The organism is Streptococcus suis, assembly GCF_016743335.1.
In the GTDB taxonomy this organism is placed as follows: Bacteria; Bacillota; Bacilli; order Lactobacillales; family Streptococcaceae; genus Streptococcus; species Streptococcus suis_Y.
Map to the genome: position 1 here is coordinate 1 of NZ_WCJE01000016.1, position 25,428 is coordinate 25,428.

The following is a 25,428-nucleotide window of genomic DNA, read 5'->3' on the forward strand; positions in this document are numbered from 1 at the left end:
AAGCACAGTTTTTACTGTGCTTTTGTGATGGTTACGCTGGTCCCAACTTCCAGTTGACTTTCCACGGAAATAGCTAGTTCCAACTGATTCAAGACCCGCTTGGTCAAATACAAGCCAAATCCTGTCGCTTTTTGGTGTTCACGGCCATTAAAACCTGTAAAACCTTCGTCAAACAGGCGAGGAATGTCTTCTGCCAGAATCCCAATTCCCGTATCGGAAATGGAAATTCCATTATTCAGTTCAATGGCTACCTTACCACCAGTCTTATTGTACTTGAGGGCGTTGTCGATTATCTGTGACAGGGCAAAGCTGAGCCATTTTCTGTCGGTCTTCAGTAGCCAATTTCCATCGATGGTCACAGAAATGTCTTTTTGCAAGAACTGATTGCGGTATTTTTTGACCAAATCGACCGCCACTTCTCTCACTTCTACCTGCTCAAAGCGAAAATCACTGGCATGGTTGGTCAGTTTGAGGTAGTTGAGCAGATTGGCCATGTAATTATCCAAGCGCAAGAGCTGATGATCGACATCCTGCTGATTGAGATTGTCAGTCTGGCTCATCAAAGACAGGGCAGCCAGAGGCACTTTCATCTGGTGGGACCACATTTTGACCATAGCTTGTAGGTCTTCTTCTCGTGACTTATAGACCAAAAGCTGTTCACGTGTCGCCTCCTTCTCTACCTCAATCAAATTGAGATAGGCAAGGTCCACAGGCTTATTGAGCAAGGGCAAGGCTTCCTCATGAACATAGTCTTCCAAGGCTCTCATGCGGTTGCGAAACTTCCAGAACAGGCCTACTGTCAGTAGGATGATAAGGGTTAGGGACAATAGCAGAGCGTTTTGCAGGAATTCGGTGGGCAGTTGATAGAGAAAGAAGAGCAAGATAAAACTAGTAGCCAGAACAATGTAGGAGAAATAAAAACTCCTATATTCTCGGATAAATTTTGCTATCATTTGACCAAGTACCCCACACCACGAACCGTATGAATACGTTCAAAACCGACCTCGCTCACCTTCTTACGCAGTCTAGTCATGTTGACATTGAGCGTGTTCTGATCGATAAATTCTTCATTTTCCCAGAGTTTTTCCAAGAGTTCCTCTTTACTAACAATCTGCCCTTGTCTTTCTAGTAAAGCGGACAAAATCTTGGTTTCCGTAGGAGACAATTGAACCTGTTCCGATTCATTTGAAAATCGCCCGTCCAAACTAAGCTGGAACTGGTCGATAGACAAATCGGTTGATTTGCTGAATTGATTAACCCTACGCAGAAAGGCACCGATTTTGGCATCCAAAATTCCCAGTGAAAAAGGCTTTGACACAAAATCATCGCCACCCATGTTCATAGCCATAACTGCATTCATCTCATCATCGCTAGAGGAGATAAAGATAATGGGCATGGTCATGGTTTTACGGATTTCCGTCGTCCAGTAAAAACCGTTGTAATAAGGCAGGCTAATATCCATCAGCACTAAGTCTGGTTTAATTTCCGCCACTTCCTGACTGACAGCTCGGAAATTCTGCACACTTTCTACCTGATACGATTTGCCCAGATGCTGCTTCAAGAGCTGGACAATCATCTCATCATCTTCAACAATATAAATCTTCTCTTTTTTCATCTTCTTCATTCTGCAAAAGCCAGGACACAGGTCTTGGCTTTTTATTTATATACTTCTTTTCGATGCCCGACTTCAAGGGCTGTTACGATCAATTTATCATCCTCAATGCTGACGATGACCCTGTAGTTTCCGATACGATAGCGCCATTGGCCAGAACGATTGGCAGTCAAGGCTTTTCCGTACTGTCTGGGGTTGTCACACCCGTCAATATGCTTGTAAAGATACCGCAAAATCAAACTTGCAGCAGTTTTATCCATCTTTCGAATTTGCTTTTGAGCCTTAGCGGACAAAATAACCTTATAACTCAATGCCCAACTCCTCAGCCATTTGTTCTAGTGTTATCGGCTCAATTCCATTCGCCAAGTCAGCTTGGTATTCTGCCCAAGCAATATCTGCCACACGCGCATCGTACTCGTCTTCAAGGGCTTCAAGGGTTTTAGTCCGAATGAGTTCTGACAAACTGACACCTTCAAACTTTGCCATAGCCTGCATAAAGAGTTTGTCCTGCTCAGAAACTTTCAATGTAATAGCTGCCATTTTCTCACCTCTTCGAGTATTCCTTTGGTATTACCATTGTAACACTATTTCCTAAAAAAAGCAAGAAATCTCGCACAAGGCGAGACTTCTTCTACCGTTCAATAATGCGGTAATAGGTGCGACTAGTCCACTTGTAAATGACAAAGTAAATCAGAGCGACTGCCAGTAGGGTAATTCCGCTGACGGTATAAATCATAAGCGAAGAGGTGACACCAAGGGTCAATAGCATTTGCTTAAGCATAACAAGAGAAATCACGAAATGCAAGGTCGCCATAGCTAGTGGCATAAAGAAGACCGTAAGTGTTTGCGAGTTAATGGTCTTTTTGACCGCTGCTGCACTCATGCCCACTTCTTGTAGAATCTTGTAGGATTTCTTGTCTTCATGCCCTTCCGAGTACTGCTTGTAGTAAATAATCAAGGCAGCACCTAGCAAGAAACTAATACCCAACAAGAAGCCTGTGAAGAGAAATCCACCTCTGAAGCCCATGATCATATTGGTAAAGTCTGTTTTCTGCATGACGTATCCTAAAGATTCTCCATTAGCATCACTGATATTATAGGCATCGCCTGCCTGCTCACCAAGAGTGGCCACTTCCTCATTGGTCATATCAGTAAAGACACGGTAGTCCAGACTAACCTGATAGCCTTGCGGATTATTTGACTCATAGTAACTGCGAATGGTTTCCAAGACACTATCATCACTGACCACCATGACGGCAGCATTGAGCGTATTAGTAATATCAGGGAAAATAGCTGTATCAAGATTTACTACATTCTCGAAAGTACTATCTCCCAAAGTGACTTTCTCTAGCAACGGCATTTCACTTGGACGGATAAAGGCAACTTGATTGGCAGCCAGCTCTGGCAGGTCATTGCCCAACTTCCGGAAATCATCTTGGGTGACGAAGTAGGTAAAGGCTATTTTGCTAAAGTCTGGATTGGCAATGGTTTCTGGACTAATGACAATCTCCTTCCCACCGTCATAGACCAGACCAGCTTGGTAGGTCAGGTAGGACAGACTATCTTCCGCTTTTTCTGGAAAATGGCTGAGCACCGATTGCTGATAGGCACTTTCACCCTGACTTCTATCCGCAACTTTGTAGGTAATAGATGTTTCCTTTGGATAAAGACCACTTGTCATGCTTGACATGCCAGTATAAAGTGAAGTCGTTGTTGCAATGGTCACAAAGGCCATGACTGCTAAGAGGGTAATATTTGCCAAACCAGTTGCATGCTGTTTCATACGGAAAATCATCTGCGACGTGGTAATGAAATGCTCTGGCGTGTAAAAATAGCCTTTGTTTTTCCGACGAGCCTTCAAATACCAAGTCATAAAGCTGATGTAGAACAAGTAGGTCCCCGCGATGACAAAGAGCACAGCGATGAAGAAACGATAGATGACGCCAACTCCTGCAGATTGAGAAGAAAGTGATAGGTAGTAGCCCATCCCAAGACTAAAAACACCAAGAGCAGCTAAAAGAACATTTCCTTTCGGCTCCTTCTCTCCTTTTTCACTAGCTCGGAACAAAATCAGTGGACTGGTCTTGCCAATGGTCCGAATAGCTAGCAATTCCAAGAGAAAGAAGATACCAGCAAAGAGAGAGGCGGTCATGGCAAATGCCAGAGGGTCTATTCCAAAATGCAAATCACTATAATGTGTCAGATTGACAAAAATCAAGTAGAGAACATTTGAAAACACACCTGCTAAGACAGAACCAAGAACCACAACTAGCAAGAATATCATCATCAATTCGAGGCTAGCTATCAAGGCTACCTTTTTCTTGTTCATCCCCAGCATGTTATAGAGACCAAATTCCCTCGCCCGTTGTTTCATCAGGAAATTAAAGCTATAAATCTCCATAATGACCGAGAAAATGGTCAGAACAATCACGCCAAGACCGATAGAAATGGCACCAGAGCCCATGGTCTTCATAACTGGACTTAGCATGAGTAAGAACATGGAACAAATCAGAGTAAATAGCACAAGACTGGCTAAAACGAAGGGAGCAAAAACACCCATGGATTTTCGGATATTTTGCCCAGCAAGTTTGAGGTAAAACATCTACTCACCCCCTAAAAGTGCAGACATATTGAGGGAAATTTCCTTAGCAAAATCTTGATTGCTCTTACCTGCCTTGTACAATTGGTGGAAAATCCGCCCGTCCTTGATAAAGAGTACTCGCTTAGCATGACTAGCTGCGTTGGCTGAGTGAGTCACCATGAGAATGGTTTGCCCGTCTAAGTTGATGTCTTCAAACAAATTCAGCAAGTCTTCCGAATTGCGGTAATCTAGGGCAGCTGTCGGTTCGTCCGCTAGGACAATCTGTGGCTGGGTAATCAAACTACGAGCAATGGCCACGCGCTGCTTTTGTCCACCAGAAAGTTCAAAAGGACGTTTTTTCAGCAAATCTTGAATCCGCAGTTTTGGCGCCAAAACTTTCAAACGTTTTTCCATTTCCTCATAGCCAGTACGTGCCAATACCAGAGGTAAAAAGATATTGTCTTGGATGGACAGGGTGTCCAAGAGATTAAAATCTTGGAAGACAAAGCCAAGATTACGCAAGCGAAAATCGGCCAGCTCGCTCTCCTTGATTTTGGTAATATCCTGATTATTTAAGATAACCGAACCTCTCGTCGGCTTGTCCAGGGTTGCTAGAATGTTGAGCAAGGTCGTCTTACCAGAACCACTTTCACCCATAATTGCGATAAATTCGCCCTCTTCTACCTTAAAATCCACATCTTGCAAGGCACGAGTTTCCTCTTTTGAAAAGCGCGTGCGGTAAACTTTTTCTAAATGATTGATTTCTAATAACATAGTTACTCCTAATTCCTTATTCACTGTCTAAATCAACTTGGTCAAGAACTGCTTGATAGTCGATTCGGTCTGATTCAGCAATATTATCTTCTAAATCCACCTTATAATAACCACCCTGGACACCGATGGCCCATTCCTTGTTAGAAGTAGTGTAAAGATTATTCAAGGAAACTGTTTCTTTGACAGAACTCTCTTCTTTGACAACGGGCCATTCCATAAACTTGGCTTCTGTCCCTCGAATGCTATCTTCGGCAACTTCCTGTTTGCTAACGGCATAGTCTTTTCCCTTGTAATGGAAAGTTTGATAGCCCTCATCAAAGCTAAGACCTGCTGAAGAGGAAGAGCAAGCGGTTAGCATTATACTGCCCAAAGCCAGCAAGCCAAATACTTTCTTTTTCATAGTTTCCTCCCTCTAGTATGCCATAAATCGCATACTTTGCAAATTATGGGATAACTCCTCTAAGAATTCTGCCTGTTCCAAGAGTTCAGCCTTTTCTTTTTCTGAGAATACCACTTCTTCCATTTTCTTGGCTTGTAAAAATTTGAATGACATATGATTTCCTTCTTTCTGTTTCTTATAAGTCTATTATAGAAAATAGTTCTATCACACTCCCTTACAGTTCTGAACTGAAAACTTACAGGTTTGTAAGAAAAAAAGACACCATTTCTGGCATCTTTCAATTCATTTTATTTTGTTAGACCGATATAGGCAATCATTTCATCCAACTCTTTCTTGCTTTCTGTCACAAGAAGGTAGGCATCGTTTCCTTGCAATTCCGCAAAGGCATCTGGCATACGTTTGACGGTCTTAATCTTACCAGCGAATTTCTGATGGATATCATCTGCTGAGTGAACATAGTCAGTCGTATCACGGCGCGTCACCACCAGACAATATTGAGGCTCAAATCGACGTTCCTCAACTGTAGCACCAGTCACTACATTGGCATAATCACGGAAAAGATCAATGGAATGGGCGTAGTTATAGGCTTCAACTGTGAAACCGCCTGCCATACGGTTATTGTATTCAATGGCGATATAATCTTTACCATCTTTGAAGAATTCAATGTGGAAGAAACGTTCTTTCATACCGAAGGCCTTGATAATCGCATGACCATATTTTACTAATTTCGGATCTAATTCTTTTTCAATATAGTAGGCATTATCTTTTTTGCTTTGCATCAATTCAAACGGTGTATGAACATAGGTCAAACCTGTTTCAAAAACAACATTTCCTTCATGATCGACCAATCCGTCATAGGTTGTGATAATGCTTGAGTTGACAAATTTCTCAAAGAAATAGGCTGTTTGACCATCCCAAGCTTCTTTAAAGGTTTCCAAATCTGCTTTCTTTGTGAGTTTAAAGGTTCCGGAAGCGCCGACTCCATTATCTGGCTTGGCAATCATTGGGAAGCCAATTGATTTTACAGCTTTTTCAATATCTTTTTCAGTCTTGACAACCATTCCAGGAACGACTGGAACCCCTGCTTTTGAGAAGAATTTTTTCATCTCTGACTTAAATTTAGTCTTTTTCAGGTGTTTTGGTTTGGCACCAAAGATATTAAATTGCTCACGGAGGGCTGCATCGTTTTCAAGCCAATGTTCATTGTGGGATTCTACACGGTCAATAGGACCATGCTTGTAAATTAGGAAGGCTGCCGCACGCTTGACTTCGTCAATATTTTCCAAATCATTGACACGGAAGTATTCTGTTAAGGCATTACGAAGTTCTTCAGGCAATTGATCGTAAGGTTCTTGCCCGATACCTAGAACCGTAACGCCTTCTTTTTTAGCCAATTCAATGGTGAACGGTTGAAAATTTTCTGGATAAAAAGGTGAAATAACGAGATAATTCATAGGTAGTCCTTTCTAGCTTATAGTCCGATAGAATGAAGGAAGAATGGCATTTGCTTTCTCCACCACACCCAGTCGTGGGCCACATCTGTTCCCCAAGTATCAAACCAAGCTGGGATATTCTTTTCTTCAAAGGCACGTTTTAGGTTGTAGAATGAGTCCAGACCGTCTTGTTCCCAATCGCCCAAACCGGTACAAACGATAATATCAGCTTGACGGTATTTGTCAATAAACCAACCATCATTCTGGTTCCAGATGTAATCAGATGGTGAGTTCTGATAAACAGCACCGTCATTGCCATAGTCTTGATTGTTGTTGAAGAAACGAGCATCATAGACACCTGAAAGGGCGATGACTTTTGTGAAAACATCCGGATGCTGGAGGAAGAAATTCAGCGCGTGATAAGCTCCCATAGAGCAACCAGTCGTCATCATCCCATCGAACCAGCCAGTTTTATGTTTGATAAAGGGAATCGCTTCTTCAATCACATAGCGTTCGTAGGCGCGGTGAGCTTCTGCTTTGTCATGAATAGATTTCCAGTCTGCCAACCAGCTTTCACTATCGTAACTCGTTAAGGTGAAAAATTGAACATGACCTGCCTCGATAGATCCACGGCAGGCTTCAATCATACCAAAATCTGCGTATTCATTGTACGAACCGCCTGATGAAGCGAAAACAACCACAGGAATCCCTGCGTGACCATAACGATTTAGATTCATTTCTCGGCCAAGATTTCCAGACCAATGACTTAAAAATTCTACATGCATATTCATACTCCTAACAATTTCTAATCTATTACCATTTTTCACTTAAAAAGCGCAAGCAATCTGGCAAATAAGTTGCCCAAGCTTCTTCACTATGGACTGCACCTGAAACGACTTCCAAGGCGATATTGTCCAAATCCACTCCGCCAGCGATCAATTGACGATAGTAAGTCAGAGAGGAATTGATATAGGATTGCTTGATATTACCTGCCATCAAGGTTTTATCTGTATCATCGGCTTCTTCTGTTCCAACGTAGATATAAACTCGTTGGTCCTTGTCTAAGTTTTGGCGCTCAATATAGCGGTCAAATGCTTCTTGATGAAGCCAATTGGCTGATGAAAAGACACCCAGACAGCCAATCTGGTCTTGATAAGCCAATCCCATAAATTGTGTGATATTACCACCTAAAGATGAACCAATCATAGCTGTGTGGGCCTTATCAGACTTAGTACGGTATTCTTGATCGATAAAGGGCTTCACCACATCCATGACAAATTCGGCATATAAGGTTCCCTTGCCACCAAACTGAATGCCTGGAATCCCCATTTCGCTAAACTTCCATGCAGCATATTCATGCATCCGTTCAGCACCATCATTGTCAATCGCTACGATAATCATCTTGGCAATATCGGGATTTCGCTTGATTGTCGGAATGACTTTCCATGAATGTCCAGAAAAGGCTTCTTTACTGTACAAAACATTTTGCCCATCATGGAAGTAGACAACTGGATAGGTCGTTTCCGTATTTTCTTCGTAACCTTTTGGCAATAAGACACGGACACGACGCTTTCGACCAGTGAATGGAACGTCTAATTCATGGGTTTTCATATCCAAATAAAAATAGGACTTGTTCATATACATCTCTTTCTAAACAATGTTTTTACTATTATACCACAGATTTTCTGAAATATTCAGAAAATTTAGTTATTTCAGGTCATTTTTCGCACTTTCCGAACAAACTAGCTTCCTGTTTGAGCCTCTCCTCGTAGTCCTGGCTGTAGTTTTCCAGTTCTTTCTGTTCCCGACTGGTCAGTTTTTCAAAAATAGACAGTTCAATCCTGCCCTTATCTCGTCTCCAGGTCGCAACTAGTCGTCCCTTGTAGAAAACAACGGGTTTGACAATGCCAGTTAGTGTATAAATCTGGCGGATATGCTTGGGATCAAAGAAAGGATTGGCTTTCTTTTCATAACCTAGCAAAAGTTGGTCAAAGCCCGCAATGAAGAGGCAGTCAGGTAGGGCGGCTTCTTCTAATTCTCCCAGATAAAAGCGTTCTTCCCCTGCTACCTCAACGGTTTTTAAATCTAATTGCTCCATCCAATTTAGGACCGTAGATTTATTTTCCTTGAAATAGTAACGGGCATCGGCTAGGCTGACTGGCCCAAAACCTGCAAAATACCGTCGAGCAATTTCCAGCTCTGCTTTTTCCCGAGAAAGTGGCTGAAAGTCTTTCAGACGATGAAAACGCTTGGCACCATATTCTTGATAGACTTCTCCACGCTCGACCATGTAGCGAAAGAGACCGCCCCAGGCATTAAAGACCTGCTTCTCTTCTTCCAGTGTCATTTTCTCGGATCGGCAAAGGGACTTGAGTTCCTCGCGGGTCATGGGACCTTGTTCAAGGGCTTCTAAAATCAGCTGGTGATATTTCTGCTTGGTCTGAGGACTAAAACCGTCCCGTCCTTCTATCTTGAGATAGTCGGTGCTGGCCAGCCGCCCCTCGTGGATATAGAGAGAAATTTCCGACTTGAGATAGGCATGAACCGTTCGCCGAATGGACCACTGACGAGTCAGTTCCTCCTGCCAGCTACCCTCATGAAAATCCTCCGCTGTCATACGGTTACGAAATCCGACATGAACATAGGGCTGAAACTGAGCCTGCAAACCATTGAGATTTTGGCAGATTTGTTGAACAGACTGGGGTTTCAACAGACCTTGTTTCTGCAGAATAATTCCCTTCCAAGTATCGTGGTGCATCGTATTTCTCCTCCGCTTTTCTAATCCCAGTATAACACAAAAGACACCCGGAGGTGTCTGGAAATAGCTGATTATCTTAGTAAGCCAAAAACTCTTCCAAGTCCTTAAGGGAACGCTCCGCTATTGCCTCATAACGCTCCTTCTTATCGCGGATCCGCGGACCATCTAGCTCCTTGATGATCCCAAAGTTGACATTCATGGGCTGGAAGTGCTTGCTTTCGGTGTGGGTGATGTAAAATGGCAGAGCACCGATGGCTGTGGTCTGTGGGAAGATAACTGGGCCTTCGCCACGGAAGCGGCGAACAGCATTGATACCGGCCACTAAGCCAGAGGCAGCAGACTCGACATAGCCTTCTACTCCTGTCATTTGACCTGCAAAGAACAAATTTGGATTTTTCTTGGTGGCAAAGGTCTGTTCCAATAAGTTTGGCGAATCCATGTAGGAATTGCGGTGCATAACGCCGTAGCGGACAAACTCTGCATTTTCAAGTCCTGGAATCATCTGGAAGACCCGCTTCTGCTCGCCCCACTTGAGATGAGTCTGGAAGCCTACGATGTTGTAGAGGCTACCCGCTGCGTTGTCCTGACGGAGCTGGACAACTGCGTACGGAGTCTTGTATTCACCGTCACGTGGTCCCTTGTAGTCTTCTGGGTATTCCAAACCAACTGGCTTCATTGGGCCATAGAGCATGGTTTTGATGCCGCGTTTGGCCATAACTTCAATGGGCATACAGCCTTCAAAGTATTTTTCTTTTTCAAAGGAATTGAGCGGTGCTTCCTCGGCTGAAATCAAGGCCTCATAGAAAGCGGTGAACTGCTCCTTGTTCATCGGAGCATTGAGATAGGCAGCCTCTCCCTTATCATACCGGGACTTGAGATAGACCAAGTCCATGTTAATGGTCGAGCTGTCCACAATCGGTGCTGCCGCATCGTAGAAGTAAAAACCGTCACCACCATTGAGCGCGTGAATCTTCTCCGCCAAGGCGTCAGATGTCAATGGTCCCGTCGCGATAACTGTGATAGCATCGTCAGGAATCTCTGTAATCTCGCCACGAATGACCTCAATCAGTGGGTGGCTGTGAATCTCATCTGTGACTGCTTGGGAGAAATTCTCGCGGTCCATGGCCATAGCACCGCCAGCAGGCACACGGTGAGCCTCTCCAGCCCGCATGATGATGGAATCCAAGCGACGCATTTCTTCCTTGAGAAGGCCGACAGCGTTGGTCAAACTATCACCACGGAAAGAGTTGGAACAAACAAGCTCCGCAAACTTGTCGGTCTTGTGCTGGGGCGTCGGCTTAACGCCCCGCATCTCGTAGAGTTTGACAGGAATGCCACGTTTGGCAATCTGATAAGCAGCTTCTGAGCCAGCCAAGCCAGCTCCTATAACGTTAATGTGGGTTTGAGACATGAAACTAATACCTCTAGCCAGAATATCTGACCACTGTTTGGGAATGACCCAAAACAGAACCTTTCTAAATTTTATACCTATCTAGTATACCAGAAAATGGCTAGAAAAGACAAAACTACCTTCATTGAAATGAAAGTAATTTCACCTTTTTACATAATATATTTTATGTATGTTCTTTACTATTCTATCGCTTATTTACAATAGCTCCGCTATATCTCCAACAACCTCAAAATTCCAACCAAGTCTCCTATAAGAGTCGATTTCTTCCTGACTATACGGGAAAGTATTCAGCAAAATGGAATCCATTCCCAATTCATGAGCAATAGCTATATCGGATGTCAAATCATTACCAACCATAACCGTTTCTTCAACATCAAGATTATTTTCCTCTAAAACCAGTTGAAGAAATGCTGGTTCAGGCTTCTTCATCTTAAAGTCAGAAGAGATATAAATTTTTTCCATCAAATTAGCACAACCTGTCTGTTCAATTTCTGCCTGAGTAAAAATTCGTTGAGCATTGGAGAGAATAAATAATCGCACTTCTCTGTCCTTTAATGTCTGTAGACTAGTTAGGGTATTTTCATAAGCCTCTAACTTTTCACGTGAAAGCACGCGGAAAATCGTAGCTACTACTTGCCCAAAAGTCTCTAAATCAGTCGGCTTATTAGTACTTTGGTTTGCATTTGGTGCATCCGTTAATAGGCGAATGAAGATTGTTTCTAAATCAATTTCGACATACTGATAACTCACTGTTGCCGCGAGAGATCTCTCTGCCTCTTCTACAAAACGATGATAGGCATTTTTCAACTGGCGCGGTCGATAGGAACAACCAAAAGCATTGTAAATCTGTGTTAGCTGATTCCAGGCCTCTAGTTTATTTTCATCTGTACGAATATCAACCAATGTACCATAAAAATCGAAGATATAGTTTTTGTAACTTTTCATGTCTTTCTCCCAATCTTTAGACAGCATTTTTTATATTATACCCCACAACGAAAACGTTTGCAACAATAGAACGAAAAAACCTACCACATCAGGTGATAGGTTTTTATTTTGATTGGAAACTCTCTTATTTAAGAGTAACTGAAGCGCCTGCTTCTTCCAATTTAGCTTTGATTTCTTCAGCTTCTGCAGTTGCAACGCCTTCTTTAACCATAGCTGGTGCACCGTCAACAAGCTCTTTAGCTTCTTTAAGACCAAGACCAGTGATTTCACGTACAACTTTGATAACGCCAACTTTTTTGTCGCCAGCAGATGTCAATTCAACGTCGAATGAATCTTTAGCTTCTTCAGCAGCACCACCAGCTGCAGCAACAGCTACAGGAGCAGCCGCAGTTACACCAAATTCTTCTTCGATAGCTTTAACAAGGTCGTTAAGCTCAAGGATAGTAGCTTCTTTAATTTCAGCAATAATGTTTTCAATGTTCAATGCCATTGTGATTTTCCTCCAATTTAGGTTTTTAAATAGTTTGTAGCACTAAGCAGCTACGCTCTGACGCATTAAGCTGCGTCTTCTTTTTCTGCAACAGCTTTGACAGCGTATGCAACGTTGCGAACTGGCGCTTGAAGTACAGAAAGCAACATAGAAAGCATGCCTTCGCGGTTTGGCAATGTAGCAAGTGCTTCGATTTCTTCTTTAGAAGAAACTTTACCTTCTACAGCACCACCTTTGATTTCAAGAGCATCAGCAGTTTTCGCGAAATCGTAAATTGTTTTAGCTGGAGCAACTGCATCGTTTGAGAATGCAACTGCAGATGGACCTACAAACAATTCTGCAAGACCTTCAAGACCAGCTTGCTCAGCAGCACGACGCAAGATTGAGTTTTTGATAACTTTGTACTCAACTTCTGCACCACGCAAGTTACGACGAAGAACTGTATCTTGTTCTACTGTCAAACCACGAGCGTCTACAACAACGATAGATGTTGCAGCTTTCATTTGCTCAGCAACGGCATTTACTAATTCCGCTTTTTTAGCGATAATAGCTTCACTCATTTTTTTACCTCCGTTTTTATTTTGGGCTAGGCACAAAATAAATCGCACCTAAACCTAGACACGAAAGTACAAATACGTTTATCTCAATAATCGTTTTGTGCCTCGGTAGGATGTTTATGAGTCCAGCTCCCCTACTGTCTTAGGTCAGTTTTTTCAAACCTCAATTATCATAACACAGTATTTTCAATAATGCAAGACTTTTTTCCTATTTTTTTAATTTTTCAATATTTTTTCAACCCCATTTCGAAAACTTCGCTCTCCTGCTTGTTTGGTAAGAACAGAGAGAGGACGATTCCGACAAGAGCTGGTAATAACCATGCTAATGATTGTCCGGCCAATGGCAGAGCTGAGATGATTTTTGAAACAGCAGTCCAGTTGAATTGTCCTGCTAACACTTCTACCAATGACAAAGCTGTCACTACTCCCACAGTCAATTGCATACCATAAGTAGAAAGTGGTACAAATTTATTGACAATGGTAATCAAGATGATACAGATGGTAATTGGATACAGAATCAAAAGAACTGGGATAGAGAAAACAATAATCTTGCTCAAGCCGAGGTTAGCAATTCCAAAACCAATCAAGGTAAAGAGCGTTGCATAAACCTTATAGTTAAAGCGAGAAAAGCGTTCTGCAAAAAATTCTCCACTGGAAACGATGAGGCCAACTGTCGTTGTAAAACACGTTACGATAACCATAGCGGCTAAGAAAATTTGAGCACTTGGTCCAAAAATAGCTTGAGTTGCTTGAGATAAAACGTAAACGCCTTTGTGGATTTCCTTAGACGCCAAGACATCAGCAGGTACCGGGAAATGATTTCCAAGAAATGCCAAACCAACATAGAGCGCTGAGAAAGCTAAAGCTACAACAAAACCAACTGACCAAATGGTAGATACATATTCCTTTTTGCTTGAGAAACCAAGTTGTTTTAAGGTATTCACCGCTACAACACTAAAGGCAATTGAGGCAAGGGCATCAAGGGTGTTGTATCCTTCAATAAATCCTGTACCAAAAGCCCGCCCAGCTGAGTAAGCATCGGCTGCAGGAAGTGGATTTGTAGAACCATATTTAACAATACCTAGCACCACTAAAATCACAATCAAAATCGCAAAAACAGGGGTTAAAATACGTCCGATACTATTTAAGATTTGAGATGGATTGAGGGCAATCAGATAAGCTGCCACAAAGTAAAGAGCTGTAAAGCCAAACAACCAGAGACCAAGATTCGCATCGCCCAATAATGGTGCAATACCAATTTCGAAGGACGTTGTAGCCGTACGCGGAATGGCAAAGAAAGGACCAATCGCCAAATACAAGGCAACAAGATAAATCGTTGCAAAGGCCGGTGAAATCTTGCGAGAAATCTCATGCACATAACCTTTGGGGTTCAATGTTCCGACAATCAGGGCAATGACAGCAATACCGACACCCGATACGACAAATCCTAAAATAGCTGGCCAGAAATTCTCACCAGATAAGACACCAAGTGCAGGTGGGAAAATCAAGTTTCCTGCACCAAAAAACATACCAAACAGAAGTAAACCTGTTAGAGCTCCTTTTTTCATAATAACTCCTTTGTTTTTTTCTGAAGTCTTATTATATCATACAAATTCAATTTTTCCGAACGATTCGAACTAAAAAATCCGGCAATAACTGGATTTAAATGTATATCAAAACAATTGAATTCTACAGTAAGTCTTCAATCAAACTATCCACTTCGTCTTTCACTTCCTCTTTCGGTGTGATTTCAGTTACGATAATCCCTGCCACAGCTCGTTCCACCAAGCCTTCAACATCCATACGGGCTTCGTACTGCTCGACATTTTTGATTTTAGGATTAGTTTTTGGACGGTCAGGGGCAAAGATGGTACAGCAATCCTCAAATGGCTGAATGGAAATATCAAAGGTATCAATTTCTTGAGCAATATCAATGATTTCCAACTTGTCCATGGTAACGACTGGACGGATAACAGGTGTATTTGTCACCGCATTGATAGCCTGCATGGATTCCAAGGTCTGACTTGCCACTTGTCCTAGACTTTCACCATTGATAATAACCATGGCACCACGCTCTTCTCGTACTCGGTCTGTAATCCGCATCATGAAGCGGCGTGTCAAGGTCATCAAATAAGCTTCAGGTGCTTTTTCCTTGATTTCTTCCTGAATTTCTGTAAACGGCACTTCGATAAAGGTGATATTACCACCAAAGGCAGTCAATTTACGAGTCAAATCATGGGCCTTTTTAAGTGCACCCGGGCTAGTATAAGGCGGACTTGCAAAGTGCAGGGCTTCGATTTCAACCCCACGTTTCAGTGCTAAATAGCCCGCAACAGGCGAATCAATACCACCTGATAACATAAGCGTTCCTTTTCCAGATGTTCCAACTGGGAGGCCACCCGCCCCCTTGATTTCTTCATGGGAAATATAAGCAGCGTCAGGACGAATTTCCACTCGCAAGGTAATATCTGGTGACTTCATCTGTACCTGTACATTTGGAATAGCTGTAAAAACCGCATCTCCAAGGACTTGGTTAAGGTCACGACTGTCCAATTCAAAATTGTGGTCACTACGACGCGCAGCAATCTTGAAGGTCATCCCTTCCTTGTAAATGGACTGCATAATCTCCACAACTGCCTCTTTCAAGGCTGGAACAGACTTTTCAATCTTATAAGATGGTGCGAAATTTTGGATCCCAAAAATCTTCTTCAATGAAGCTGAAACTTCCTGATAATCCGCCCCATTCAAATAGACATGACCACGATCACGGTCAAAATAAACTGTCACTTCTGGGTAAACAGAAAGGACATGCTTGATATTATTGCGGAGTTTGTTAACAAACCGCATCTTGTTTTTTCCTTTGGTTGACAATTCGCCATAGCGAATCATAATTTCTGAATAGTTCATTCTACCTTACTTTCTGTGTGTTTTGATAAATTTGTTTGAAAATCGTGAGGAATTGTTCGATTTGCCCCATATCGTTGTCATCGTCCAAGCTGATACGGACGGCAGTTTGAGCCAACTTCTGCGGAACACCCATAGCAATCAGTGTTCCAGCCGGTTTTCCAGCCTTGGACGAGCAGGCTGAGGTTGTCGAAATGTAAATCTGGTGGTCTTCAAAGGCATGGACAATGACCTCGCCACGGATATTTTTAATCCCGAAAGTGACGATGCTTGGCACAAAGTCCTCCAGTCCAGAAAAGACTGTCACATCAGCATATTTGCCCAATTCATCCACCAGTATCTGCTTCATAGCTGCCAGTCGCCTCTGGCTATCTGTTGCCTTATCCAGGGTCAAGCGGAGCGCCTTAGCTGTCGCGGCGATACCTGCCACATTTTCAGTTGTTGAGCGTTTATCGCTTTCCTGTCCTCCCCCTGTCAATAGCGGAGCGATTTTCTTGCCAGCTTTGATATAGACGAAACCTACTCCTCTGACAGAGTGGAATTTGTGACCTGAAAAACTAGCAAAATCAACTCGTTCTGTCAAATACCGTTCCGTTGGTACCTTGCCGATAGCCTGCACAGCATCCACATGGAAGGAAATAGTTGGCTTATCAGCTAAGAGCTGGGAGATTTCCTGAATGGGCTGAATAGCACCAATTTCATTATTAACAGCCATGATAGAAACCAGTGTGGTATCTGGACGAATCAAGCTTTCTAAGGCTGAAACATCCACAAAACCTTGGGCATTGACCGGAGCCAAATCGACCTCAAAGCCTTGCGTTTTGAGCCAAAGTGCTGACTCTTTTACCGCTGGATGCTCAATAGCTGACACAATGATGTGCTTGCCCAGATGGGCCCTCTCAAATGCCACTCCCTTGATGACCCAGTTGTCACCTTCCGTACCACCTGAGGTGAAAAAGATTTCTTTGCTATCCTGGCCAAGCAATTCTGCGATTTGCTTGCGAGATGCTTCTAAAATACGGGTTGCCTGACTGCCTAGGTTATGGAGACTGGATGGGTTACCCCAAATTTTTGTCGCCACTTCCGTATAGGTCTTGAGAACTTCTGGATAGACCTGAGTCGTGGCTGCATTGTCAAAATAAATCATTTTTTATATTCCTTTTATTGCAATAGTCCTATTTTATCATGTTTTCATGCCTTTCGGCAATCTTTAAGATAGTTTTAAACTTCCTATCTTAAACTAAAGGTGGAGGTACATCATGAATACACGTAAGAATACAAATAAAAAACCAGCTGATTTAACTAATTTTCAAAAATATTTAACCTTTATCGGGTCTATTTTAGGGATTATCACTGCCTGCATCACTATCTACACCTTTACAGCAAAACCTGCAACATCCTCAACATCTCCAAGTACTACCATTTCATCATCCAGTGCCACTAGTCCCAGCCAATCATCAAGCGACAATCCGTTAACAGAAGTACAAGATTTAACAAGTTCAAGCTCCGAAACAACATCCTCAACCCAAACCGAGACCAGCTCTTCAGTAGAGTCTACTGTCTCTTCCTCGTCTACAGAAACGTCTGCTACCCAAGCTTCGGAGACAAGGACAGAAACCAGTACTGATACAGAGGTAACTAGTGGGGCATCCGAAACGACTTCTAATCAATAGCACAAAAATATTTGTTTTACTTTCTTGGATTTGATATACTAAATCTAGGAGATGCTGTATGAAATACTTCATTCTAAAAACGCCGATTTTCGTTTGGCTACTGATTTTTGCGCTTATACAAATCTTTGCCTTATCGTCATTTTTACCAGAACCATTTGATACTCGTTCATTGCTCCCCATGGGAGTATTGACCGGTTGTTCAATCAGGGGTTCCAGTGAAGTTAAAGACCAGGATGGTCAGTATGCTCCATTTAAGTACTTATGGTGGGTGATACTAGGATGGACTGTAATCGGTATTCTATTTGGTATCACTATAAAAGCACCACTAGAATTGCACATTGCCCTGATTGTACATGCAATCGCAGGAGGAATAGGCTACCGCCTTATTGAACGTTATGCAGTTTATCGCTATCATTATTTACAAACTAAAAGGGAGCGGGAAAGAACTCGACTGGTCAAAAAAAGAGTTCGTCTTCCCGCCCCCGCACAGTTGATTAGGTCAGATTTGGAGTGTAAAACACGAACAAATCTGCCAATCAACTACTGCGCTGAGATGTCGACACGAACCCTGAGAAGCGAGGTTGATCTTTTTGCCCAGCCTCTTTTTATTAATTATAATCTATTCCTTAACGCATCAATATCCGCTTGACTAGTTGACCAGCTGGTCGCAAAGCGGATGATACTGTGACTATCGTCGTATTTCTCCCAGAAGCCATAGGCAATTCCAGCTTCTGTCAATCTAGCCAATTCTTCATTCTTAACAATAACAAATTGCTGATTGGTCGGTGATTTGAGATAGAATTGAAAACCTTTCTCTTCCAGAATCTGGGTCAGTTGCTCTGCCATTGCGATAGCATGACGCCCCACTTCAAGATACAAGTCATCAGTAAATAAGCAATCAAACTGGACACCTGTCACTCTTCCTTTCGCCAACAAGGCACCATGGTGTTTGACAACCGATACGAAATTCTTAGGCTGGTTGTTCTTTGTAAATACCAAAGCTTCCCCCATCAAGGCACCGAGTTTTGTACCACCAATGTAGAAAACATCTGTCAGCTCTGCAATTGTCTTCAAATCAAGATCCGTTTCACGAGCAGCAAGCCCATAACCCAAGCGAGCACCGTCTAAAAAGAGCGGAATATTATGCTGTTGGCAAACTTTGGACAAATCTTCTAGCTCTGTTTTGCTATAAAGCGTACCATATTCAGTCGGGTGGGAAATATAAACCATTCCTGGATGAACCATGTGAGCATGATTAGCATCTGCGTAGAAATCGGAAATATAGTTCTCAACTTCACTTGCGGCAAGTTTGCCATCCGTATGCGGTAAGACCAACACCTTATGGCCTGTAAATTCAATTGCCCCCGCTTCATGAACTGCAATATGACCAGTATCCGCTGCAATGACTCCTTCATAGGAAGCTAACATAGACGAAATGACAATTTGATTGGTCTGCGTGCCACCTGCTAAAAACGTAACTTGTGCATGAGGACAGTCCGTAGCAAGTCTGATTTTTTCGATAGCAGATTCAGTATATTTATCAGTGCCATATCCAGATAAACCTTCTTGGTTGCTTGCAACTAGGGCTTCTAGCAAGGCGGGATGGGCACCTTTGTTATAGTCATTTTCAAAATGTAACATATCATAGCCTCCTTGATATAATATAACAAAAAAGCCTGTTAATGCAGGCTTTTCACTTTAGTCCACCCTGAGGGGACAGGATATAAAATCATGTAGTGATATGATACCAAAATATGTAAATTTAAGCAATTTTTTGCTACATTTTCGACCTATTCATACTCATTTTTTCAAACTTTTGGGGCGAATTTGGGGCAAGAATTCTATACCTGCAATTCCTCACGAATTGCTTTTTGCAATAGTTGGCTAAAATTGATTTTGTTTTCTTTTCCAACTTCGACAAGCCAGCTTGGTAGTGTGACGGTCTTATTGACAATTTTAGAGCGTTCACGCTCACGGACAAGTTCGGTATCAACAGAGATAGCCTGAATCACATCATCATCGCTTGCTAGGTTGCTTGCAAGTGCTTTGAATGATGATGGTTTAGGAAATTCTTTACCCTCGTCTTCGAACATGATGGTATAGATTTCAAGAACTTCACGAGCGTTGAAAATAGCTTCGCTTAGATTGTCAGCTTCGCTAAATGCTCCAGGGAAATCAGGGAAAGAAATGCTGTAGCCACCATTTTCCTTATCTGCTTCAAACAATGCTAAATAATTATATTTCATAATGATAGATTAAGCCAATGATCAGAGTAACCCCTTTAGGGGTACAGGGAGGAGTGCCCTCACTCCCCATACAAGACTTTGAGAATGTTGCTTAGTGTGCCTGGTCTGTAATCCTTTTCTTTTGGTTTAGGTATCGTCACTGTCCGTCCGTCTGGATGTTTCCAAACCTCGTGAGACCCTTTCCCAAAGTCAGTTTTACTAAAACCTTGCATCTTAGCAATCTTCTTAAGCTCTCGCTCTGTCATTGGCTTATCTCCTTTCCTTATCTTTAATTATGTTATACACTTGTTTGAAACACTTGTCAACTATAAACACGTATTTTTTACAAATGTTTTTCGTTTTTGTCATTTTGCCCATTTTGAGCAAATAGAAATCAAATCTCGCAACCATTATTGACAAAATGGCGATTTTGAACGAATAGGCTACTGTATTTTACTGTATTTTTGACAACAAAAAAGCCCCCAGCAAACGCTGAGGGGTTCTGAAATACAATGATAGCGGTTGGGCGGCGTATCCAACATCTCAGGTACTCTCTCGAGTGCGTCAGGAGCCTTTCTGGCCTCGCTATCACTATTTTAAATAATCTTTCTCGGAAATAGTTTTCAGACGCTCTTTATAATTGACAAAGGTTGAAAACTTAAAACGTTTAGGGTCTGTTAGTTTGTGAATATCCTTATCCGATACAGCTTTATTAAAATCAACAATAACTTTAATAAGTTTATTGATAATCATTTTATCGTTATCCATCAACTTATAGTAGTCTGTCACCTCTCGCAATCGAAAGTTAGTATTCAAAAGATATTTCTTATCTTCCAAAATAAGAGATTTCCCTAAATCCAATCCTTCGACATACCCTACCCTGTTTGACGGGCGCAATTTATACTTTAACTGATACCTTTTTGGCATATAACTACGCAGGGGAATAAGGAAAGTCAATTCTTGGATTTGCACCAAAACAATCGCAAAACCACGACCTTTATTCAAGATTTTCTTACTTTGAAAATCATAATCCATAGCTTGGATAATATCAAAATCTTTACACATTTGTAAATCAATTTGACCAAGTTTCAATCTCTTACTCTTCATCTACACCTACCACAAAAAAATCCTACCAACGGGATATTGGCAGGACGCATTTCCAATGGGATACTTCTGTTAACGAGCGCGTCCCTCCGCCCCCTCATTGCCACAAGGCATGGGTTTAACGACAAGCGATGTCGGAACATAGAAAGGAGGTGTTTAAACCGTTTCTGTTCACAATTATTATTCCACACATCCCTATATTTTGTCAAGAAAAATCTTCGCAAACAAAAAAGCCCAGCAGACCGCTGGGCTGAAATTATTTTAGACCTTTGATTAGTTTGTTAACTGTCTCGTCATCCAAGCGGTCTAGATTTGACTTGTGTTGGAAATTATCAAAAGTCGCTTGGGAGATTTGCATATGTGGTACACCCTTGTCCCAAAATGCGACAGGGTCTTTTGCGTCAAGCAAAGCGTAAAATGTACCGCCTGCAACTAATGCAATCCCTCGTCCTGGTGCTGAAATTGTAAACATATCTTGTTCCTCTACTTTCTTTTCTTCTGGTTGTTCTACTTCTACTTCATACGGTGGATAAAACCAACCCACCAATTGGCTAATTCGTTGACTAGCATACTGGGCAGGGCTACCAACATAGAGATTACCTGCCAAGTTTTGTTCTACGGTCTGGGCAATATCACCATCTACACCGATGATAACGCCTGTATGCCCATAATTGACACCATCACTGGCCCAGTAATTCTTGATAAAGACTGCGCCAGGTCTTGGACGGGCTGATGTCGGCAACCGATGTACCTCAAAACCAACTTGTTCAGCCGAATCTAACAAATCAATGGCATTGCCCCATAAGGGTTTGCCAAAAAATTTTCCGCAAATCCAATTTGGCAAGTCCACACATTGCATACCGTATGCTCCGTCATAGTTCACGCCTGCACCACGATTGGCCAGGTCAGTGACGAACATGACGGCTTCATTCGCTGTTGTCATTTTCTTCTCCCTTCCAACTATCATTCATCTGTTTTACAGCTGATTCAATAAAGGTTTCCAACTGCGTTTCGGTCATGTAAATGTTGTATTTGGCAAGCTGGCTATTTATACGACGCTTAGCCATGTCTAACTTATCGACGTGCTTATCTTGGTCTAATTTGGTAATCTGCTCAACAGCATTAACCGCATTGCGCGCCAAAATCTCTGTGATTTCAATGGCTCGTTTTCCGCCTTTGGCAATCAGATACTTCTTGATTTCGTGGATTATTACACCAGCAACAATGCCGAAAATCCCAGTTGCTGTGCCAAAAATAAGCTCTGTTAAATGATTCATCCTACCCCTCCTTTATTGGCAATTGAATATAGATTTGGTACATGGTTTCAATCTCACCATTTCCACCTAAAATCTTATAACTATCAAAAAGTTTGGCAATCTCTCTACGCTCTTCCAAGGTTGTCCAACCACGGGCAATCGCTGTGTCTAAATCCTTGTAAAGCGTGTAACGACGGCTACTTCTACCGCTGTTTTTCAAAGTGTCCATTTCCTCTTGGACGGCAATCAAGCTAACTTGGTTGTCATCTGCGACTTTCTTTAGATTGGACACATCATCCTTGATGTCTTCCATACCCTGTTTAAGCTCGCCAAACTGAGCCTTATTGAGGTTATTAGACCGTGCTGCAAGATAGCCAAAGCCACCAGTTGCGATGACACCAATAGTAGGTGCCACCGCTCCGATGATGTGCAAAATTTCGTTAGGCATAGGCTAATTCCCGTCTTCTGGTGCAAGCTCATCCAGCATTTCCTTGACCACTTCACGCAAATTCCATAGCTTTGGAACCTCCTCAAAAGTGGCAATCCCACCCGCAACTCGACGGTACCAAGCTTGTGCAACAACGTGTTTCTTTGTAAATTTCATAGTAAATTGTCCTTTCTTGATTAAACTAATTCCTGTCAAAATTGTATTAATAAATCCCATGATCTATTCCTCAATTTCTACCTCAACATCGTGAGGAGTCGTGTCTTTTGGAACATCCTCTACTGCTTCTGCTCCAAATTGACCTGCAAAACCAGTAAACATAATAGTTAATTCCGCGACTGCATCATCAATCTTATCTTGCATATCAGCTTCTAACTTCACAAACCGCTCATTACGTTCTGTTTCGGCAGACCGTAGCCAATCCTCAATAGATGTAAATCGTTCATTCTCTGCCCGTTTAGGGAAGAAACGATTGTAAATATCATCCGCGCCTTCTTGCACCAACTCATCATTTGATTTGTTGATAGAATCTGCAGGCAAATGACAGATAAATTGTGAACCTACCTCATCCGTCAAAATGAGCTTAGTTTGTTTAGGTGAGCCGTCAGAATGGTATTCTAACGATTTTTGTAAAAATAAAAAGTCCACGTTAACCTCCTTTAAATTAACCAAGTTATTGTAGTTGTGAGAGATTCATTTAAAAGATAAGACTCGATTTGGCAAATGCCCGTCGACTTAATTCTCACAATGCGGTCATTACCACCATTTGTAACAACACGGAACACCGCATCTGTGCCAGCGACTGGTAAAAGAGAAGTTGGAATGGTTCCCAAAGAATAATTAGACACAAATGATGTACTTGATACTTTTATCCTAAGCGCTACCACAGCCCCTTCTTGCTTGTAATGGACACCATCCACTCCAGTAGAAATCCATGTCGAGGGTTGGACTAAAGCTACTCTCTGCCAAGGTTTCCAAGCATTATTCGCCCAAACTCTGAAACAACTCATCACACCATTAAAATCAATCGCTTCTTGCAAAGACCAACCAGCATCATGCTTGGTGACACGGACATATTTCCAATTGTGCGCTCCAACAGCGGTTGGCGGTTGGTTGGCCAGGTTGTTACCACGGTAGAGTCCTGTTTCTTTATAATTGTTCCAGTCACCCGTTGCAATAATTGCAACACCGTTATTTTCGGTCAACTTATGCTGCTGTATCGGTTTATCGTTCGCATATATATCACCCTTTACATCAACCGCCCCACGCTCTCTAACTTTGTTAATGCCGACACCGTGTTTATCGTAACTAACGACCACTGATTCCGTTGGAACGGACACTTTAAATGTCACATCATTTACAAAGCTATCCGACAGAACTCCTAGCACCTCGAACGAGGAAAGAGAACTATAAGTTCCTGCCAAAGTTGCTTGAGAGTTGATAAGTTCCGCTATCGTAGTTGCGTCTATATTGGCGGAACTGTTATTAGGGGTAAAGCTCCCGCCTAATGCAGCCGTACTAAAATTCAGTTTCAAACGATTGTTCTGTCGACCATTCCAGGTAAGGGGAGCTATTTTTACAGACCGTGACACTATCAATTGGTTTCTCAAAGACCCCCCTCGACTAACTGTAAAGGATAAAGCAGGAGGATGATAAGGAAGTACTGTCACCACTCTATCTACTGAATCGGACACTCTATCACGACTATCTGTAACCGTGGTACGTATGGTGATTTGACCGTGATAATTCATAACGCCAAAACTGCCTCCCGTAGAAGTCACGACTTGATTTTTGCCGACAATTTCCGAACGGATACTTTTGATAGTCGAACCGTAGATGCCGTTAGCAGATACATTGATACTAATATTGGACAATATCTGCGCAAACGCTTGATTTCCCAATAGTGCACTTACCTTTGTGTTGGTGTCCGTCAGAGTGATCGATTGAATAGACGGTTTTACATGAGCTGGGACTTCCCCACGAAACGGGATGAATAAGGTTGAAAAAAGAGAATCTCTCCCTCCTACAACCGTCCACCTATCCAAAATGATGTACCCTGTCCCATCAAAAGATTCTGGGATATCATCCCAAAAATGATTAGGTAGGGTGAACTTAAAGCTAGTAGCGGTTGATTTTGTCGCTAAAATCCCCCTCTTTCCATACCAATAATAGGACAGACTATATTTATCTTCTGAATAATTTTGGGAAGGTTTGACGAGGTTTAGCGTATTACTACTGCCAATAGGACTGGTAAAAGACTGGACATAGACGTTGGCATTGTAGGTATCGTAATCATGGGCGAAACTGGGTACTCTAAAAGGAATAGCAATAGCCTGTTGACTTCTATCAAAAAAATTAGTCGCAATATTAAAATACATAGTGGCAGGATAGGTATAAGCGTATACATTAGGTTCTTCAATATAAACAAAGCCTAATTCTTCATAACTTGGGTTATAGGCGCTTCCTTCAACCTGTCTGTTATATTCATCACTTGATATCCCATCGTAATAAGTATTTGTATCTCTTGAGACTGGGTATAATTTCTTGGTTAGAGGAATTTTCTTTTTAACTCCTTTGGAACCTAGTGAAATCTCAAAAAAGGCTTCTCCGCCAGAACGCAGGTCCACAGCTTTGAGCATACGAACATAGAAAAATATACCGTAGCCTGTCGACTTTGGTTTATTATCCACAACCTTCAATCCCATTGCTTTAATGTAGGAGCCGATTTCAGCTATATACTCTTTTTTTACATTATCGTAAATATAAAAACGATGCCCTGCATCTCCCGTAGATTCTTGTCCTGTTTTAGAGTTCCGATATATTTGTTTTATGCCTCTTGTTTCTAATGCCATGTGTTCTC

31 protein-coding genes and 1 other annotated feature are annotated in these 25,428 nt (G+C 42.1%); of the genes, 2 read left to right on the forward strand and 29 right to left on the reverse strand.

Annotated features, from left to right (window positions below; all coding sequences use genetic code 11):
• Positions 1 to 11 precede the first annotated feature (11 nt).
• From F9856_RS06045 to F9856_RS06135, 19 genes are all read right to left on the reverse strand, one after another.
• Positions 12 to 953, reverse strand: coding sequence for a sensor histidine kinase (locus F9856_RS06045; protein ID WP_202106055.1), 942 nt, complete (start codon positions 951 to 953; stop codon positions 12 to 14).
• Positions 950 to 1,615, reverse strand: a complete 666-nt coding sequence (locus tag F9856_RS06050; protein ID WP_024376604.1) for a response regulator transcription factor — start codon at positions 1,613 to 1,615, stop codon at positions 950 to 952. Before F9856_RS06050 ends, F9856_RS06045 begins: the two co-directional genes overlap by 4 nt.
• A 41-nt stretch (positions 1,616 to 1,656) precedes the next feature.
• Complete coding sequence (locus F9856_RS06055; RefSeq protein WP_044670408.1) at positions 1,657 to 1,923, reverse strand: type II toxin-antitoxin system RelE family toxin; 267 nt, start codon at positions 1,921 to 1,923, stop codon at positions 1,657 to 1,659.
• Complete coding sequence (gene relB, locus F9856_RS06060) at positions 1,913 to 2,152, reverse strand: type II toxin-antitoxin system RelB family antitoxin (protein WP_024376606.1); 240 nt, start codon at positions 2,150 to 2,152, stop codon at positions 1,913 to 1,915. Before relB ends, F9856_RS06055 begins: the two co-directional genes overlap by 11 nt.
• Before the next feature lie 91 nt (positions 2,153 to 2,243).
• Positions 2,244 to 4,214, reverse strand: a complete 1,971-nt coding sequence (locus tag F9856_RS06065) for an FtsX-like permease family protein (protein ID WP_202106056.1) — start codon at positions 4,212 to 4,214, stop codon at positions 2,244 to 2,246.
• Complete coding sequence (locus F9856_RS06070; protein ID WP_202106057.1) at positions 4,215 to 4,967, reverse strand: ABC transporter ATP-binding protein; 753 nt, start codon at positions 4,965 to 4,967, stop codon at positions 4,215 to 4,217.
• Positions 4,968 to 4,983: 16 nt separating this feature from the next.
• Complete coding sequence (locus tag F9856_RS06075) at positions 4,984 to 5,367, reverse strand: NisI/SpaI family lantibiotic immunity lipoprotein (RefSeq protein ID WP_024376610.1); 384 nt, start codon at positions 5,365 to 5,367, stop codon at positions 4,984 to 4,986.
• Between the two features lie 12 nt (positions 5,368 to 5,379).
• Positions 5,380 to 5,520 (reverse strand): hypothetical protein, encoded by a 141-nt coding sequence (locus tag F9856_RS06080; protein ID WP_002943286.1) that lies wholly within the window; start codon positions 5,518 to 5,520, stop codon positions 5,380 to 5,382.
• A 134-nt stretch (positions 5,521 to 5,654) separates the two neighbouring features.
• Positions 5,655 to 6,821, reverse strand: coding sequence for an ATP-grasp domain-containing protein (locus F9856_RS06085; protein WP_002943292.1), 1,167 nt, complete (start codon positions 6,819 to 6,821; stop codon positions 5,655 to 5,657).
• Positions 6,822 to 6,838: 17 nt separating this feature from the next.
• Positions 6,839 to 7,585: an esterase family protein gene (locus F9856_RS06090; RefSeq protein WP_024397895.1), complete on the reverse strand. Its 747-nt coding sequence runs from the start codon at positions 7,583 to 7,585 to the stop codon at positions 6,839 to 6,841.
• A gap of 28 nt (positions 7,586 to 7,613) precedes the next feature.
• Positions 7,614 to 8,438 (reverse strand): alpha/beta hydrolase, encoded by an 825-nt coding sequence (locus F9856_RS06095; protein WP_024376613.1) that lies wholly within the window; start codon positions 8,436 to 8,438, stop codon positions 7,614 to 7,616.
• A gap of 79 nt (positions 8,439 to 8,517) precedes the next feature.
• Entirely contained in the window at positions 8,518 to 9,558 is a 1,041-nt protein-coding gene (locus F9856_RS06100; RefSeq protein WP_202106058.1) for a DNA glycosylase AlkZ-like family protein, read from the reverse strand.
• A 76-nt stretch (positions 9,559 to 9,634) separates the two neighbouring features.
• Positions 9,635 to 10,969, reverse strand: a complete 1,335-nt coding sequence (gene trmFO / locus F9856_RS06105) for a methylenetetrahydrofolate--tRNA-(uracil(54)-C(5))-methyltransferase (FADH(2)-oxidizing) TrmFO (RefSeq protein ID WP_202106059.1) — start codon at positions 10,967 to 10,969, stop codon at positions 9,635 to 9,637.
• A 195-nt stretch (positions 10,970 to 11,164) separates the two neighbouring features.
• The gene (locus F9856_RS06110) at positions 11,165 to 11,914 is read right to left on the reverse strand and encodes an HAD family hydrolase (RefSeq protein ID WP_044673978.1); all 750 of its coding nucleotides are present in this window, start codon (positions 11,912 to 11,914) and stop codon (positions 11,165 to 11,167) included.
• 124 nt (positions 11,915 to 12,038) lie between these two features.
• Positions 12,039 to 12,404, reverse strand: coding sequence for a 50S ribosomal protein L7/L12 (gene rplL / locus F9856_RS06115; protein WP_002936483.1), 366 nt, complete (start codon positions 12,402 to 12,404; stop codon positions 12,039 to 12,041).
• A gap of 65 nt (positions 12,405 to 12,469) precedes the next feature.
• On the reverse strand, positions 12,470 to 12,964 hold the full coding sequence (gene rplJ, locus F9856_RS06120; protein WP_002936486.1) for a 50S ribosomal protein L10: 495 nt from the start codon (positions 12,962 to 12,964) through the stop codon (positions 12,470 to 12,472).
• Positions 12,965 to 12,991: 27 nt separating this feature from the next.
• Positions 12,992 to 13,126: a sequence feature (ribosomal protein L10 leader region), on the reverse strand.
• Between the two features lie 59 nt (positions 13,127 to 13,185).
• The gene (gene brnQ / locus F9856_RS06125) at positions 13,186 to 14,532 is read right to left on the reverse strand and encodes a branched-chain amino acid transport system II carrier protein (RefSeq protein ID WP_419248128.1); all 1,347 of its coding nucleotides are present in this window, start codon (positions 14,530 to 14,532) and stop codon (positions 13,186 to 13,188) included.
• A gap of 118 nt (positions 14,533 to 14,650) precedes the next feature.
• Complete coding sequence (thiI, locus tag F9856_RS06130) at positions 14,651 to 15,868, reverse strand: tRNA uracil 4-sulfurtransferase ThiI (RefSeq protein ID WP_044690616.1); 1,218 nt, start codon at positions 15,866 to 15,868, stop codon at positions 14,651 to 14,653.
• 1 nt (position 15,869) lies between these two features.
• Complete coding sequence (locus tag F9856_RS06135; protein ID WP_202106061.1) at positions 15,870 to 17,012, reverse strand: cysteine desulfurase family protein; 1,143 nt, start codon at positions 17,010 to 17,012, stop codon at positions 15,870 to 15,872.
• Positions 17,013 to 17,124: 112 nt separating this feature from the next.
• Here F9856_RS06135 and F9856_RS06140 point away from each other — a divergent pair, with 112 nt between their 5' ends.
• Together F9856_RS06140 and F9856_RS12155 are read left to right on the forward strand one after the other, a co-directional pair.
• The gene (locus tag F9856_RS06140) at positions 17,125 to 17,538 is read left to right on the forward strand and encodes a DUF6556 family protein (protein WP_202106062.1); all 414 of its coding nucleotides are present in this window, start codon (positions 17,125 to 17,127) and stop codon (positions 17,536 to 17,538) included.
• A 58-nt stretch (positions 17,539 to 17,596) separates the two neighbouring features.
• Positions 17,597 to 18,187, forward strand: coding sequence for a hypothetical protein (locus F9856_RS12155; protein WP_236659560.1), 591 nt, complete (start codon positions 17,597 to 17,599; stop codon positions 18,185 to 18,187).
• Here F9856_RS12155 and F9856_RS06150 read toward each other — a convergent pair.
• From F9856_RS06150 to F9856_RS06195, 10 genes are all read right to left on the reverse strand, one after another.
• Complete coding sequence (locus F9856_RS06150) at positions 18,151 to 19,179, reverse strand: threonine aldolase family protein (protein ID WP_202106063.1); 1,029 nt, start codon at positions 19,177 to 19,179, stop codon at positions 18,151 to 18,153. The genes F9856_RS12155 and F9856_RS06150 overlap by 37 nt on opposite strands.
• A gap of 200 nt (positions 19,180 to 19,379) precedes the next feature.
• The gene (locus F9856_RS06155; protein ID WP_024399138.1) at positions 19,380 to 19,784 is read right to left on the reverse strand and encodes a type II toxin-antitoxin system HicB family antitoxin; all 405 of its coding nucleotides are present in this window, start codon (positions 19,782 to 19,784) and stop codon (positions 19,380 to 19,382) included.
• A gap of 59 nt (positions 19,785 to 19,843) precedes the next feature.
• Positions 19,844 to 20,029 carry a type II toxin-antitoxin system HicA family toxin gene (locus F9856_RS06160; protein ID WP_202106064.1) on the reverse strand — a complete coding sequence of 62 codons (186 nt, stop codon included), beginning with the start codon at positions 20,027 to 20,029 and terminating at the stop codon, positions 19,844 to 19,846.
• Positions 20,030 to 20,354: 325 nt separating this feature from the next.
• Positions 20,355 to 20,870 carry a hypothetical protein gene (locus tag F9856_RS06165; protein ID WP_024377092.1) on the reverse strand — a complete coding sequence of 172 codons (516 nt, stop codon included), beginning with the start codon at positions 20,868 to 20,870 and terminating at the stop codon, positions 20,355 to 20,357.
• Between the two features lie 253 nt (positions 20,871 to 21,123).
• A complete protein-coding gene (locus F9856_RS06170) occupies positions 21,124 to 21,810 on the reverse strand; it encodes a CHAP domain-containing protein (RefSeq protein ID WP_172056123.1) in 687 nt (228 codons plus the stop codon).
• Positions 21,794 to 22,144, reverse strand: a complete 351-nt coding sequence (locus F9856_RS06175; RefSeq protein ID WP_044766575.1) for a phage holin — start codon at positions 22,142 to 22,144, stop codon at positions 21,794 to 21,796. The genes F9856_RS06170 and F9856_RS06175 overlap by 17 nt, the downstream gene beginning before the upstream one ends.
• A gap of 1 nt (position 22,145) precedes the next feature.
• Positions 22,146 to 22,571, reverse strand: coding sequence for a hypothetical protein (locus F9856_RS06180; RefSeq protein ID WP_172034999.1), 426 nt, complete (start codon positions 22,569 to 22,571; stop codon positions 22,146 to 22,148).
• A gap of 3 nt (positions 22,572 to 22,574) precedes the next feature.
• Complete coding sequence (locus F9856_RS06185; RefSeq protein ID WP_004195045.1) at positions 22,575 to 22,787, reverse strand: hypothetical protein; 213 nt, start codon at positions 22,785 to 22,787, stop codon at positions 22,575 to 22,577.
• A gap of 3 nt (positions 22,788 to 22,790) precedes the next feature.
• Positions 22,791 to 23,216, reverse strand: coding sequence for a DUF1366 domain-containing protein (locus F9856_RS06190; protein ID WP_004195047.1), 426 nt, complete (start codon positions 23,214 to 23,216; stop codon positions 22,791 to 22,793).
• Positions 23,217 to 23,227: 11 nt separating this feature from the next.
• The gene (locus F9856_RS06195; protein ID WP_202106065.1) at positions 23,228 to 25,420 is read right to left on the reverse strand and encodes a DUF859 family phage minor structural protein; all 2,193 of its coding nucleotides are present in this window, start codon (positions 25,418 to 25,420) and stop codon (positions 23,228 to 23,230) included.
• Positions 25,421 to 25,428: the final 8 nt, after the last annotated feature.